The 15,585-nt window shown below is 54.7% G+C and carries 9 protein-coding genes; 6 read left to right on the forward strand and 3 right to left on the reverse strand.

Going from position 1 to position 15,585, the window contains the following annotated elements:
* The first annotated feature begins 47 nt into the window (after window positions 1–47).
* Together VEH04_12820 and VEH04_12825 are read left to right on the forward strand one after the other, a co-directional pair.
* Window positions 48–3,287, forward strand: coding sequence for a sialidase family protein (locus VEH04_12820; GenBank protein HYG23659.1), 3,240 nt, complete (start codon window positions 48–50; stop codon window positions 3,285–3,287).
* A 116-nt stretch (window positions 3,288–3,403) separates the two neighbouring features.
* On the forward strand, window positions 3,404–4,240 hold the full coding sequence (locus tag VEH04_12825) for a methyltransferase domain-containing protein (protein ID HYG23660.1): 837 nt from the start codon (window positions 3,404–3,406) through the stop codon (window positions 4,238–4,240).
* Here VEH04_12825 and VEH04_12830 read toward each other — a convergent pair.
* Complete coding sequence (locus tag VEH04_12830; GenBank protein ID HYG23661.1) at window positions 4,195–5,436, reverse strand: glycosyltransferase family 4 protein; 1,242 nt, start codon at window positions 5,434–5,436, stop codon at window positions 4,195–4,197. The two genes, VEH04_12825 and VEH04_12830, sit on opposite strands and share 46 nt — an antisense overlap.
* Window positions 5,437–5,559: 123 nt before the next feature.
* Between VEH04_12830 and VEH04_12835 the strand changes: the two genes are divergently transcribed.
* On the forward strand, window positions 5,560–7,095 hold the full coding sequence (locus VEH04_12835; protein HYG23662.1) for an O-antigen ligase family protein: 1,536 nt from the start codon (window positions 5,560–5,562) through the stop codon (window positions 7,093–7,095).
* 36 nt (window positions 7,096–7,131) lie between these two features.
* Window positions 7,132–9,381: a glycosyltransferase gene (locus VEH04_12840; GenBank protein HYG23663.1), complete on the forward strand. Its 2,250-nt coding sequence runs from the start codon at window positions 7,132–7,134 to the stop codon at window positions 9,379–9,381.
* Window positions 9,382–9,406: 25 nt separating this feature from the next.
* Here the strand turns inward: VEH04_12840 and VEH04_12845 are convergent, their stop codons facing one another.
* Together VEH04_12845 and VEH04_12850 are read right to left on the reverse strand one after the other, a co-directional pair.
* Window positions 9,407–10,459, reverse strand: a complete 1,053-nt coding sequence (locus VEH04_12845) for a DUF362 domain-containing protein (protein ID HYG23664.1) — start codon at window positions 10,457–10,459, stop codon at window positions 9,407–9,409.
* Window positions 10,460–10,488: 29 nt separating this feature from the next.
* Complete coding sequence (locus VEH04_12850; protein HYG23665.1) at window positions 10,489–11,325, reverse strand: glycosyltransferase; 837 nt, start codon at window positions 11,323–11,325, stop codon at window positions 10,489–10,491.
* A gap of 517 nt (window positions 11,326–11,842) precedes the next feature.
* On the opposite strand from VEH04_12850, the gene VEH04_12855 reads away from it, so the two are divergent.
* Window positions 11,843–13,081 (forward strand): GDSL-type esterase/lipase family protein, encoded by a 1,239-nt coding sequence (locus VEH04_12855; protein HYG23666.1) that lies wholly within the window; start codon window positions 11,843–11,845, stop codon window positions 13,079–13,081.
* Window positions 13,082–13,233: 152 nt separating this feature from the next.
* Window positions 13,234–15,576, forward strand: a complete 2,343-nt coding sequence (gene ligA / locus VEH04_12860) for an NAD-dependent DNA ligase LigA (GenBank protein ID HYG23667.1) — start codon at window positions 13,234–13,236, stop codon at window positions 15,574–15,576.
* Window positions 15,577–15,585 lie beyond the last annotated feature (9 nt).

The following is a 15,585-nucleotide window of genomic DNA, read 5'->3' on the forward strand; positions in this document are numbered from 1 at the left end:
AATCATTTGCATACAGCCACTACCTATTGTAAGCGCCTGAAAAAGCAATGAGTCAAATAAAGACGATTGATGGAGGATTTCGCCTGAAAATGCCCGAACGAATTGTAATTGGCGCGTGGCTCCTACTGATTGGTTGTGCCAGGACCGCTTCAGGCCGTTCTTTGTCAATAGTAACCGGTATTATGGTATTGGGTTATCCGGCGTTTGGCCAGGGACAATCAATTGAGTGGACAAATACGACTGGTGGTGAGTGGGCGCAACCTTCGAATTGGAATCCGAATCAGGTTCCTCATACCAATGACTCAGTCTTCATTTCGGGTTCAAATCCATTGACTGTGTCACTTACAGCGGATGTAGCGGTTTCGAAACTCATCATTGGAACTGGTCTTCAGGGCACCAGTCCAGTGGTGCTTTCGATCTCAAACTACTCTCTCCGCGCAACCGAGGTTGTGGTGAAAAACTTCGGGATTCTCGATGCGATCAGTTGCACGATCGACAGCACGGTGCGGGTCGAAGCGGGAGGTTTGCTAAAGACACGATACCTGACACTCCCTGAGAATGCATCCTTGACGCTCGAGAAGGAGTCTAGCGCCAACGTCGATTTCGGAAAACTGCACCTTCATGGGCCGCTGACGAATGCCGGCGTCTTAAACGTAACAAACTCAACCATCTCTATTTTTAATCAGGGTGGCATCAGAAACATGGAGAAGGGCTTGGTTCGACTTTGCGGCCAATCGTCGATTTCATCTGGTGATTCCGGGAACGGATTTTTTCAGAACGAAGGTTTGGTGACATCCGTGTCGGTATCGTCGCAGACCAACTTACCCCAGCAGTTTCCATTCGACTCTTATCCGACTCTTGCTGTCTCATCAAACCGACAAACGATATACATGGTTTTTCAGGGGATGACCGGAAACCATTTCACGACCAACTCCTGTTTGTTCTTTTCTACGAGTACTAACGCCGGATTGACCTGGGCAGATCCGCGAAAACTTCCGTTCGATTTCAGCGGGGTGCAGTTGTGGAATCCGACCCTGGGTATAACCGGTTCTGGTCGATTGTTGCTGCTGTGCCAACCCATTCGAGTTGAACCCGGTGTGGAATTTCTCCCATCGCTCTCATTTGCTTCAGACGACAGCGGCGCCTCGTGGGTGACGCTCGGACAGATAAGCACAAACGATCTTCCTTCATCGCCGTTCGGCCAATATGTCGCATGGACACCGTTTGGTAATATTACAGAAAACAACGGAGTTTTGTTCGCGCCGTATTATGCGCGGGCTGCAAACAACTGGTATGCGCCTCATTGCCTCAAGTCCATCGACGGGGGCATGACCTGGACTGGGTATAGGATAGCGTTCGCTGGCCTCATCTCTGAGCCTGCTATAGTGCCGATCACAAAAGATTTGATCCTATGCGTTACTCGATCGGAGATTTGGTCCACAAATCAAATTCGCTTTCCCAAGATGTTCTCATATTGGAGCACAAATGCAGGTGAGACCTGGTTTGCAGGCGGGAAATGGCTGGATAACTCGGCGCCCATCCTCAATGATCCCGCCTGCTTGGGAGTGTTCAGCAGTTCTAGTGGACCACGAATAGCGATTGCCTGGGGAAACCGAACCGATTGTGAACTTTACGTCAGTCAGGCGCTCGTAAGTGAAACGTTTCACAATTTTGCGGCTCTGTATGAAAACCGAATCTCCATAGGAACCATTGGTAAGATCGGTCATAGCGCCGAGTTCGCAGCTGGCGGGTATCCTCAAATGGTTCCGCTTAACGACGACGGTATGTACTTGGTTTCGTGGTATTACGAAGGGGGGTACTCGGATCCATCCATTGCCTCCCTTCGTTTTGCGCTTGTTGATTTCAATGGTGAACCGGGCGGAACAAATATCCCCACGAAACTTAATGCGTTTCCTGCGAGTGTAGCTCGGGTCATTGTTCCGAGATTCGATAATCGATACGGGGAAGTTCGCAACGAATCAATCGATGGCTATCTGCAGTTCGATAATTTGAACGAAAGTGGCTTTGCGGGCGTTTATGAAGCAATTGAGCAAGCTGAGATTCAGTATTGCGGGGGGAATTCATTTGCACCGCTGATTCCGGATGCCGCTCTTCGACTGGCTGGAAGCGGACGCCATAAGTTTGTTTCGGGTGACTTGATGTTATTGAATGATGAAGTAAGCAGATTGGAACTGATTGGCGGCTATCTCACTCTAGGTCCGAATTTTCAAGGTGGGACCATCTCCAATTTGGCGCTTCATGGAATTGATCTGACTAACAATCTGCCGGTGACGGGACGCCTATCAAGCACGAACGGCCAAATTACTGGTAACCTTGAAATCAGTACAGGCGGAGCTTTTGAAGCCATTGGAACTGGAATCGGTGCTTCATGGACTATACAGCGGGGTGCGACTTCACATGTGAATGGATTAAGAATTCTTGCGAGTTCGAATGCGAGGTTGAATGAGGGCGGAAATCTGTTTGTTGATTCCGGAGGTATTTATTTGCATGGAGCTCTCACCAACGAGGGAACCATTTGTTTAACAAATGGGTCCGTACAGATTCTTGGTGGAGATTCGCAGAACCGAGGAGTGCTGGCGAATGCTGATAGTGGCCGGATCCGATTTCATGGGAACGGGGGAATCCTGGATCCGCAGAACAGCGCGCGATTGATTAATCGCGGAACTTTTGAGAAGACGAACCCGATCGCGACCACCCGAATAGATGTGAAGGAATTCTACAATTACGGATCTCTTTCGGTTCGCTCAGGAATCCTTACCCTAGCAGACGTCACATTCAGCGAGACTAGTGAGGTGAGGTTGAGTGTCAGTAGTCAGGCCGATTATGGACGTCTTGTGCTGGAGCGCGCCGTGCATTTAGCGGGGACCGTCATACTGACAGTTATGGATGAGCTTGTAGCAAGCCCGGGCAACTCATTCGACCTCGTTTCTTTTCCAGGTCGAACCGGAGAGTTCGAGCGCGTTTATTTACCGCATGCGGGTTCATTGGCGTGGCATGCACAGCATTATGAAACATTCTTGCGCGTGCACGTGGACGGTGTCCCGCGCATACATTCGAAGTATCATGGGGATGCCCTGACAATCACTGGAACTCACGGTACGCCTGGGGGTGAGTTTGTCCTTCTATGCACCACGAGTCTAGAAATTCCCCTTTCCCAATGGCAGCCGATCGCTACAAATCTTTTTGATGGGGACGGGCAATTCACTCTTGCGAACATCCTAGTCCCGGGCCAAACGGGAGGTTTTTTTCGAGTGCAGAGCCGTTGAAGATGTTTTCCCATGACGTGCCGCCGTACCAACGGGAACTTCGCTTTGGAATTGTTGCGGCGAGTTGTTGCGATTATGGTAAAAGCCCGCTGCAAAGCCTTTCTAGAACTAGTGATATGATGAAACTGAATGTTGGCTGCGGTGATCGTTTCGCGAAAGGATGGCTGAATGTCGACTTTCACCCTGTGAGCAAGAGTGTCAAACGAGTGAATCTGTTAGCAGGTTTGCCTTTTTCGGACAACAACTTCGATGTAGTCTATAGCAGTCATGTTCTGGAACATTTCTCGCGCGATGCTGCCGAGGGTCTTGCCCGTGAGATGCACCGCGTTTTGAAGCCGAATGGGATTATTCGCGTCGTTGTTCCTGATTTAGAGCAAACCTGTCGAGAATACCTGCGCATTCTGGAGCAAGCGACCACATCCGCTAATGCTCGCAGCCAGTATGAGTGGATCATGTTGGAATTGCTGGATCAACTTACGCGGGTTCATCCCTCAGGTCTGATGGCTGCCTTTTTCGAACGGCTGTCAAAAAGCAACAATGAGGAGATGATTGCCTACGTGCAAAGTCGAACCGAGAATACTCCCCTAATTTTCGTTAGGCCGAAAACTCGTGCAGAGAGGGTTCGAGATTTAAGCCTACCCAAGATGCTCACGAAGTTGGTCTACGTTTATATAGCTCTGGTAAAGCGATTGTTTCCCGGCCGTTTGCGCGATGCTATCGTGGATGCCAGCAGGGTAGGTGAGAAGCATCGCTGGATGTATGATCGATTTGGCATGACGCTCCTGCTGCAGTCAGTTGGCTTTAGGGACATCACGTTTCTTTCGGCCAATGAATCTGCAATTCCAGACTTTGTGACAGATCACCTCGACACTCTGCCGGACGGACGACCCTATAAGAACGTTTCGCTCTATGCTGAGGCCCGGAAATCAGCCTCAATGTTGTGTGACCCATGATGGCCATTCTTCACGGTTGAAAAATAGGCGGCTACAAAGCTTTTCGCCATGCGCTTGGGAGAAAGATAGTCACGAACTTTCGCCAACCTCGCAGGGTCCACAGTACCGTTTCGAAACAGCGGGTGAATAGCCGCTTTCTTGATCGCTGCCACGAATCCTTGCAGATCGTTCGAATCAAATAAGATTCCATTCTCGCCATCGATAATGTAGTCCGGAATTCCGCCTACACGGCTGCCGACAACCGGCAATCCTGAAACCGCCGCTTCTTTCACGGCATTGGGACTAGTGTCTCCTCGGGTAGGAAACAGCATCATCGTTGCGCAAGCTAACTCGGCCGCCACGTCGGACGGGGCGAGGTCATGCCGAAACTGGATCCGCTCGCGCAGTTTTTGTGACATTTGGGAACAAATGGATTTCTCCGATTCCTTATCAACCTTTCCAAGGACTGCTACGGTAAATGGATACTCTGCCGAGAGAATGTCGAGCCCTTTCAACAACAAGTCTCCCCCTTTCAGGTGGTTAACGGTTCCGACAAAAAGGAACCGCGGTGTAGCCTTCTCTGGAGTCCGCGAGACTTGATGGAAGACCCAATCCGGTGCGTGTTCGACCTGACGAATATTCAGTGCAGGCCACTTGTGCTTTAGAAACCTGACTGCAAAGGCCGACTCCGTCGTTACCAGTGGCGCGCGCGGGAGATAACGGCGTTCGAATCGAACCATAAAGCGGTGGTACGGGTCCAACCTGGTTACCTCGTTGTACCAGGTCAGTAGGCCTTGGACTGTCACCAAATAGGGATACTTCAATCTATGCGCAACGACCGATGCGCCCATCTCCGTTCCCCACGCGTGTACCAGGTCGGGCGAGATTTCGGCCATCTTGCGGCGAATCAACAGAGTGTCCATCCAGAACAGAGAGGGCGCCCGCATAGATCCGGGAGTCCTGATCAGGTGGAAGTGGACTCCGTTCCGCGTAAACGACATGCTTCGCGGGAATTGCTTTCGAAGGATCAGCACATGAAGCTCTACTTCCGCAGAATTCTCAAGTTCCCCCTCTAACACACGCATCCAGGAAAGTGGGTGCTGTCGTGGCAGGTTCGCGAGATCGCTTGGAACTTCCGACAACCACTCAACCGGAAATGCTGAAATCCAGGCGATTCTGAGCCGTTTACCGACATCCCGTGATACAACTGAATGCATGAATGGGTGGAGTCTAAAGATGGTTTAATCCCTGCCGAGCCAAAACAATCGGATTGCAGCCGTTTTTGTGGATGCTAAAGTTGGACCCGTTGAATCGTCCGCTCAAGGCGGCATTCCGTTGAAATGAACAATTCTCCGATTTTTAAGGCGCTCGTCACGTTCGCGCTCGTGGTGCCCATGGCGATCATTCTCGGGTATCGGCTGTCCGACCCGATGAGCTATTCCACCTTTGCGACGATCGGCATCATTCTGGGCCTCATGGTAATCCCATTCCTCCTCAAATGGCGTCACGCGTTGCTTTTGCTGAGTTGGAATCTCGCTGTGTCCATCCCTTTTATCAAAGGACAACCCACGATTGGATTGGTCATGTCTGCGCTGACCCTGGGCATTGCTATTTTGGAGCGCACCCTGAACAGGGAGATGCGCTTCATCAACGTGTGGTCGGTTACGCTGCCACTCTGCTTTTTAGCTGCGGTGGTGCTCTTTACAGCTTCGCTCACCGGCGGGTTCGGATTGAGGTCGTTCGGCGGCGACGTCTACGGAGGTAAGAAGTACGTCTTTCTACTAGCCTCGATTGCGTCATACTTTGCTCTCACCGCCTGGCGAATCCCACCGGAAAAGGCGAAGCTTTATGTCGGTTTGTTTTTCCTCGGGGGGGTATTCAGTTTTATCAGTGACCTGTATCCGTTCGTTCCAGCGCCTCTGGAGTTCGTTTTCTGGTTTTTCTCCCCCACCCAGTACGTCTCTACAGAAACCCTGCAGACAGGGACAGCTAGGTACGCAGGAATATCTGCGACCGGACGGTATCTCCTATACTTTTTGATTCTGCGGTATGGCTTACGTGGAATCTTCCTAAACGGAACTTGGTTGCGGTATGCCCTGTTTTTCACATTTCTTACAGTCAGTTTTTTGGGCGGATTTCGAACGACTATTTTGTCGATCGCGATCATCTGTACATTCCAGTTTTTCTTCGAAGGCCTTCACCGAACCCGGCTGCTCCCTATAGTCGCGATGGTGATCGTGCTCGTTGGAACGCTCCTGATTCCGTTCGCTTCGAAGCTGCCCTACACGTTTCAACGGTCTTTGGCGTTTCTCCCGCTGGAAATCGATGTAAAAGCGCGGGTTGACGCCGACCATAGTTCCAAATGGCGACTGGAGATGTGGGAGGCTCTTCTGCCGCAGGTGCCGCAATACCTCTGGCTTGGAAAAGGATATTCAATCAAACGAGAGGACTATTCCGTCATGGAGAGTTCCTCATTTAAAGAGTTCGACGCAAGTCAGCGGGGTCTGGCACTGGCGCACGATTATCACAGTGGCCCCCTTTCGATGCTTCTTCCTTTCGGGATTTGGGGAACAATTGCATTCCTATGGTTTATGTGGGCAGCGGGGCGAGTGCTCTACCGAAATTTCAAAGGCAGTGATCCTTCGTTGCGGATTATTAATGCCTTCCTTCTGACGTTGTTCCTTACTCGAGTGGTTTTGTTCCTTTTTGTCTACGGCGCGCTCCACCAAGAGGTCGGCAACATGGTTGGTTTGGTTGGACTCAGCTTGGCTATCAACCATGGCGTTCGCCAATTTGTGCCGGCGAAAAGTGCAGACGTTCAACCCGGTTTTCTCCGCCAAAGGATTGTGCACCCCCGCCCCGCCTTCCAAAGATAATCGGTCTGTAGCGGCTCAAATCACTCGATGTGACATTTGAAACCGAAACTGATTATCGTGGAGCTATGGGGACTGGGAGACCTGATTATTTCTACACCGTTCATTCGAGCGGCATCAGAACGGTACGCCGTTACTCTGGTGGCAAAACCGTATGCGCGTGATCTTCAGAAACGGTTCTGGCCAGACGTGAACGTTGTCCCGTTTGTCGCCCCTTGGACCGCATTCCAACATAAATACCAGTTGTTTCGGTGGCCCTGGTCCGAAATCCTTCGCCTTCGCCGCAATCTCGCACGCCAAAACTTCGATGTCGGTGTATCTGCTCGTTGGGATCCTCGTGATCATCTGCTCCTCACTTCGGTCGCGGTTCGACGGCGAATCGGATTTCCACGTGCCGGAAGTCAGCTGTTTCTGAACAATCCGCTAATCCGTCCGACGGCAGGAAGCCATCGGTACGAACACTGGCGCAAGCTCGCCAAAGCGCTCGACCTTCAAATTCCGGATCGCCAGGACATCCTGCTCCCGGCAAAGCGAAAAGGCATCGTCCTGGTGCATTCCGGAGCGGCTCAGCGGGTCAGGGTGTGGCCACTGGAACGATTCCGGAAAACCGTGGATCAATTGCGCCGTGCAGGCTTCGCGGTGCATGTGGCGTGTGATCCGGACCAGCGTTCATCGTGGCGGGCCATGGGTGAACAGGATGTCCTAACGGCTGAAACGGTAGGTGAGTTGCTAGCGATTATCGACAAAGCCGCTGTATTCATTGGAAATGATTCCGGCCCTGGCCACCTGGCTGCCTTTAGCGGTGTCCCCACCTACACACTGTTCGGCCCGCAACTGCCCGACTTGTTCGCGCCGCTGCATCCCGCGTCCGAATGGACAGCGGGACACCCATGCCCATATAAGCCGTGTTCCGATTACTGCCGCTATCCGGTGCCGCATTGCCTGTGGGGTTTGGAATTCGAGGCGGTGTGGCCGGCCATCAATACGTTCATTATGCGACACAGCGACACTCTTGAAAGAACTTCCCCGCAAGCCAACGCTGCGGAGACGCCACGACCCTGTGCCACGGATAATCAATCTTTACCGGCCCGGAAGGCGCCTTTGAACGGGAATCACCCGATACGGGTGTTGCACATCAACAACAGCGCCGACATTTATGGCGCCAGCCGGAACCTCTTAAGGTATCTCCGGCATGTGGATAGAAAACGCATTCAGCCGCTGGTGCTCCTGCCGGAGGATGGAATCCTGAGGAAGCTTTTTGAAGCAGAGGGGATCGAGGTGATCATTCATCCTCGTTTAAGTGTGATCACGCGAAGGGCATTCCATTCCTGGCGTTTGCTTTTGTTTTTTCTGAATTATCCGGTGTCCGTTTTCTACCTGTGGCGGTTAATTCGCCAGCGTAAGATCGCGGTGGTTCACACAAATACGGGTGTCATGGTTTCCCCAGCAATGGCTGCCTGGCTCGCACGCGTGCCACATGTCTGGCACATCCGTGACTGGTTCCAAGAATTCCATCGCATCTGGCCGGTGTATTCGTGGTACATCAAACGCTTTTCCGCCACGGTTATTGCGGTGTCGAATGCGATCGCCGACCAGTTTCAACCGCGAGGGCGAATGATGATCGTGCACGACGGCCTGGCGCTTGAAGAATTCACGGTTTCCAAGGAGTCGTTGCGCCGCGAATTCCGCTCAGCATACGGACTCGGCAATGACTTCGTCGTGGGTTGTGTCGGACGAATCAAACTCGTTCGCAAAGGGCAGGAGGTGCTGATCCAAGCCACGGCAGTATTGAAGGACCGCGGTTATTTTGTCCGAGCGGTGATCGTCGGCGCCCCATTCCAGGGGAACGAGCCGCATCTCGAAGAGATGAAAACAATGGCGCGGCAGCTCGGCGTCTCAGATCGGGTCCTGTTCACCGGGGAACTTGAAGACAGCCGCGCAGCGTACGCAGCGATTGACATGCTTGCTCTGACTTCAGCGCAGCCTGAGCCGTTTGGCACTGTGGTCATGGAATCCATGGCCATGGGAGTGCCTGTCGTCGCGACGAATATTGGCGGTTCCCTGGACCAGGTGGTGGACGGAGAGACCGGCTTCCTTGTGCCCCCTGCCAGCCCGGCGGCTTTGGCCGATGCGATCGAAAAGCTGATGCAGAATCCGGAACTAAGGCAGCAGATGTCCGCCGCGGCCGTGGAAAGAATTCGGTCGAAATTCTCGCTGGCAGAAATGACGCGAGATCTGGAGAACTTCTTTGAGAAAACGGCGACAACAAATGGAAAACGGGCTGCGTAATCCCCCACAATCCCGTTGAGCCGGCTCAGTTCTTCTTCAGGCGAACCTTTGATTTTTCCTTATCGTAGTCGTAGAACGGCTCGCGAAAGAGGTACAGCAGCCAATGGGCAAACCCCGCCAGAGGAGATCTGTAACCCAGCCACGCCAGAAACGAATTGTTGAAACATACGAACCCCGGCAGGTCGGTCCACTTGCGTTCCAGGTAAAACTGAATCTTTCGAAAACGTTCCCAATCAGGCCGCACTTGGATCGATTCAAAGGATGTCCACCATCCCCGCTTGCGGAAGTAACGCAGGAATCCAATGCGTTCCTCGTCCAATTGCATCAGCCGGCAACAGACCCGATCCGCAGCAACCAGATCATTTGACACCATCAACCAGTTCAGTTCGACAGGATCGCCAAGCATCGGACCGCTTCGATTCAACCCGATCTTCCCGTCGATGATGGAATACGCGTGCGGCAATCGTGAATTGAGTTCGTACATCACCTCCGCGAAATAAGGGTGAAGCTTCAGCCGCTCCGAAGGTTCCTGAATGCATCCCCATTGATTCTTGATCGACATCGAAACCCCGGTGTTCAGGTGAACTTTCGGCACTGGCAAGGTGATGAACGCTCCGATCTCGCGTAGTAGTAACTCGGGAACAGGAACTCGCAGTTTGCGTCCGCCGGCCTGCACCTCCATCCATTCCGGTTTCGTGAAGCTCACGTTTACGAGCTGCGCGCCGGTCTCCTTCGCAAGCTGGTCGATGCCCATTCCCTTGAACACTTCGTCGATGGAAAAACGGTTGTATCCACCGCTGTCGGCTTCTCCAATGATCACCTGATAACCCCGAGCAGCGAGCAGCTCGGTCACCGCCTTCAGGCATTCGTACGATGTCATCACGCCGGGACGATAGATCGGGAACGTGAGGTTGGGCTTCAAGAAGACCTTGGTGCCCGATGCCACCGTGCGGAAGAATCCCGCCTCCTCCAATCCCGCCGCAACGGCCGCAGGATACCCTGCTGTCAAGTCATGCAGCGAAACGACCGGCGAAGACCTTTCGGAGCCGGTGGAAGCTGTGCTGACAGGCTTGTTCACGCTCACAATTTGAATGGGCTCTGCTGAACTTACAAGCGATTCCACCACACGCCAGTGGGCTTCTCCACATCGATTCGAACGCGCTTGTCCGGGCTGGCATGCGTGTAAATGCAATAGCTGGTGGGCTTCATGGAAAAATGTCCGGCTGCCATGCGGCGCGCGCGATGATGCAAAATGGACACGGGTTTCAGCAGCCTGTGCGTTGACGGTATCATTGCAGCCCACTCCGCCTTCTCGCGAATGGCGTTGGGTTTCAAGTTCATGTTCTCGCCGGTGTCCGCGAAAACTGAAGTGAATGTATTGCTGACGCCCATGGGAACCTTCTCCTGCAGCAATCTGCGTATCCAATGAATGTCTCCGAGGTCGCGCCAGCGTGTGTCAAAGAGCAGCTTCCTGTCGTGAATCACGCTGCGACGGAGAAAAACGGAACTGGTCAGTACGGGAAATCGATACCACAGGTGCGTCAAGCGCGGGACCAAGGAGTGACGATGACACACGTACTCTCCCGCGTTTCCAACCACAATGGTGCCGGCAAGCAACACTTCCGTCCTTGGATTCTCCTCGAAAAAATCGTGAACGGCCTTGAGGCCGCCGGGCAGGTATTGTTCATCACAGTTCAGATAAGCAAGGATGTCACCTTGCGCTCTTTGGTATCCACGGTTGACGGCGTCATACATCCCCTGGTCTTTTTCAATGTACGCTTTTACGCGTCTGTCGTGCGGCAGCCATTCCTGGGTGCCGTCGTCCGAGCAGGAATCCTGCACGATGTGTTCGACATCGACCCCTTCCTGGTCCGCGACGGATGCAATGCAGAGTTTCAACCATTTTGCAGACCGAAAGCTGGGGGTGACTATGGACAAACGCATGCTGAGTGGGCTTTTTGCAGCACGGAAAATGCAGGAACCATTCAGGGAACGCAACGAATATGGAGGTGACTGGCGGGCCCTCTCGCCCCGCGGGGCACGAGTGGGGAGAGAGATGGAGAGAGGGGTTATTGGATTCGCCTGCTGTTTGTGAGGCGAGAAGCTCCTCCCCCGGCCCCTCCTCCGGCTGCGCTCGGAAGAGGGGAGAAGATAAGGCGGCGGAGTGACTGGCGGGCGTGGGAAGTGAGACTTGATCGGCCTTTTATTTTGATCCTCTCGCTCCGTGAGGCACGAGCGGGGAGAGAGATGGAGAGAGGGGTTATTGGATTCGCCTGCTGTTTGTGAGGCGAGGAAGCTCCTCCCCCGGCCCCTCCTCCGGCTGCGCTCGGAAGAGGGGAGAAGATATGGCGGCCGCATGCCTGGCGGGCTTGCTTCCTATCGCAAATGCAGCAAGCTGGCGCCACTCGCTATGAAAATCCTTTCGACGATGGCTTCCTTGGCCGGTTGCTGCTGTTTGACGATGGTTGCTGTCGCACAAACGCCCGCAATCGCGCCAGCAACCCGCACGACGCTCAGCATTCCCGCGAGCGATGACGGATTGCCGGGCGCGGGGCCGATTCGGCGGCAGGATTGGTTTCAGAAGGTCTGGCTCGAACGCCGAACCGCGTGGGCGCAGCGTGTTGAGCAGGATCAGCGGGCCGTCGTTTTCCTCGGCGATTCCATCACGCAAGGCTGGGGCGACCGCCTCGAGACTAGTTTTCCCGGAATGAAGGTCGCCAACCGCGGCATCAGCGGCGATACCACCCGCGGCGTTTTGATTCGCCTCAAGGACGACGTATTGTCGCTGCGGCCCAGAGCGGTCGTGCTGCTGATCGGCACCAACGACCTGGAGGAGAATGCGGATCCGGAAATTGTCGCGGCGAACCTGAAGCTGATCCTCGCCGCGCTCAAACAGCACGGCCCCGAGATGCCGATTGTTCTTTGCCAGGTGATGCCGAGTGCGGAGTCGAAGAAACGTCCAGCTGCCAAAATCAAACGTTTGAATGAACTTTATGCGGCCGCAGTGAAAGGGGACCCACAGGTCACCCTCATCGAAACCTGGACGCTTTTTGCCGACGCAAACGGTGACGCCAAGGCTTCGGAGTTTCCGGACCTGCTGCATCCAAACGACATGGGCTACGCCAAATGGGCGGCCGCATTGCGCCCGATCTTTTCGACCCTGGGTTTTCTTGAACGCGAACGGGACGACTTCACGATCGAGAACGACTTTGTTCCGCTGTTCAACGGCAGCAACCTGGACGGGTGGCGTTACGGAACCAATCGCTTCAGCGATGAAACAGAAACCGCGGATGGCCGCTACGTGGCGAAGCTGGGGCGCCTGATTGTGACCACGCCTCCTGAAGGACGGAAGATTGTGCAACTGTGGACGACCGAGGAGTTTCCGAAGGACTTCATCCTGAAGCTTGAGTTCCGAGCCACGCCCAACGCCGACAGCGGCATTTTCATCCGGGGCCCGCAATTGCAATGCCGCGACTACTCCCTGGCCGGACCGTATAAGCAGCTCAAGAATTATCGTCCGCAGGAATGGAACCAGATTGAGATCATGGTGACCAACAACGTCGCGCATTGCACATGCAACGGCGAGGTGCTCGAAGCCGCGATGAAATTGCCCGCAACCGGGCCGATCGGATTGGAAGGGGATCGCGGACAGATGGAATATCGACGCATTCGCATCCATACGATTGGGATGGAGCCATGATGGACGGGCTCCGTGGGAAGTTATGGACATCGCGCTGCGGTGTTCACGTCGTGCGACCGATGCTGCGTTCCAGGTAAAACGTGGGGCGCGCGACGAACGCCGAAGCGCACAAAACACCTGCAAGCTGAAGCACGGTTCGTTAACTTCGCGGCATGACGCCAGAGCAGGCCAATAAGCGCCACGCGGAACTTGCCGGGGAAATTCGGCGGCATGATCACGCCTATTATGTCGCCGGCACGCAGCTCATTTCCGACCGCGAATACGATGCGCTCTTCAAACAACTTCAGGAGCTCGAAAAGAATTTCCCGGATTTGGTCACTCCAGAGTCGCCAACGCAACGAGTCGGCGGCGGCGTCAGTGAAAAATTCGCCCGCGTGCGGCATCTCGTGCCGATGCTCTCACTCGATAAAGTCGAAGCAAGTGATCATCCCACGAGCGTGGAAGAACCTGACCGCGAGAAGCGCAATCGACTTCAGGATGAAAACACCTTGAACGAATTGCGCGCGTTCGACACCACCCTGCGCCGCCAGTTGGGACGTGATCGAATTGAATACATCCTGGAACCGAAGGTGGATGGCGTTTCTGTCAGCGTGCATTATCGCGACGGCCGGCTTGCGCTCGGCGTGACGCGCGGTGACGGCACGGAAGGCGATGACATCACGGTGAATCTTCGAACTGTCCGATCCATTCCCACGCGGCTGCAAGCGGCTGGTGCGGGAACGAGCGCGCCTAAGCTGCTCGAAGTCCGGGGCGAGGCTTACATGACCATCAAGGACTTTGATGCATTGAACGCAAGGATGGCTGCTGCGGGCGAAAAAGCTTTTCCGAACGCGCGCAATGCCACCGCTGGCGCGTTGAAGCAACTCGACTCGAAACTCGTCTCGCAGCGCCCGATCCGCGCGGTGTTTTATGCGGTGGGCGCGCTGGAGGGGATCGAGTTCAAGCGCCATTCAGAAATGCTTGAGGCCCTGCGCGAAATGGGATTGCCCACGCAGAAGCTTTGGTGGGTTTGCCACGGAATTGACGAGGTGCTTGATGTCTATCGAAAGGAAGTCGTCTCCAATTACGACGAGGACCGCGACCTGCGTCGGCGGTTGCCGTATGAAATTGATGGGATCGTATTAAAGGTCAATACGTTGGCGGATTGGGCGCGCATTCCGGGACGCAGCCGCGCGCCGGGCTATGCGATCGTGCACAAGCCCGTGCCGTGGATTACTCCGGCCGAGACACGCCTGCGAGCCATCACGGTTCAGGTCGGAAGAACGGGGGTGCTTACTCCCGTGGCAGAATTGGAACCCGTGTTTGTTCAAGGCTCCACGATCGCCCGCGCGACGCTGCACAACGAGGACGAGATCCGCCGCAAGGATATCCGCATCGGCGACACAGTTGTGATTCGCAAAGCCGGGATGGTGATTCCGGAGGTGTATGAAGTTGTTAAAACAAAGCGTCCCGACGGCGCTCAGCCATTCGACTTGTTTGCGCACGTGAACGGAAAATGCCCAGCATGCAGAGGCGCGATCGCACGGGACAAAATCGAGCGCAGTGGCGGCGAAGAGGTGGCATGGCGTTGCCAGAACATTGCCGGCTGCCCCGCTCAACTCACGCGGCGTGTCGAGTATTTAGCGCATCGCAAGGCGCTCGATATCGAATCGCTTGGCGGCGTCGTGGCTGAGAAGCTCGTCGAACGTGGTGTTGTTCGCGATCCGCTGGATCTCTTCGACATCAATCCCGGCGAACTGGCACGCCTGAATCTCGGCACGGACGAAGAACCGCGAACGTTCGGAGAAAAAAATGCAGCGAAGATTGTTGAAGCGCTTGGACGTGCGAAGACAGCCCCGCTGCATCGCTGGATCCATGCGCTGGCCATCTCTGACGTGGGAGAAGCGACAGCGAAGCAACTGGCGGCAACACATGAGTCGCTTGAGGCTTTGGCCGATTCCGAAGTGCTGAGGGACATCCGCGATTTGGGACGCCTGGAAGCCGAGCGAGCCGAGGTGAGCCCGCGTTCGCGTCGAAACCCGCCGCGTGATGAAGGGGATCGAGCCGCACGGGAAAAGCGTGACGCGGAGTTGAAGCTGGAAATTGCGGAGATTGAGGCGCGCCTGGCTTCCGGAGGTTTAAAGTCGCGAATGCCGGAAGTCGGTCCCGTCGCTGCGGCCAGTGTCATTGATTTTCTGGGAGGCGATCCTGGAAGGAAGCTGCTCGCGCGAATGCGTGAACTGGGCATTCAGCCGGCCGCTGACGTGTCGAAAGCCAGCGGGCGGACCAACGCAGCGTTTGCTGGAAGAACGTTCGTTCTCACAGGCACGTTGCCTTCGCTCACTCGTGAGGCAGCCACGGAGAAAATCGAAGCGGCTGGCGGCAAGGTGAGTGGCAGTGTCAGCCGCAAAACGGATTACGTGCTCGCCGGCGCTGACGCGGGATCGAAACTCGAGAAGGCGCGTGAACTTGGCGTCAGGATTTTGACCGAGGAAGAGTTTCTCGCCATGTTGTAGCGATCGACC

This window comes from Verrucomicrobiia bacterium, from assembly GCA_035629175.1.
Taxonomy (GTDB): domain Bacteria; phylum Verrucomicrobiota; class Verrucomicrobiia; order Limisphaerales; family DASXHY01; genus DASXHY01.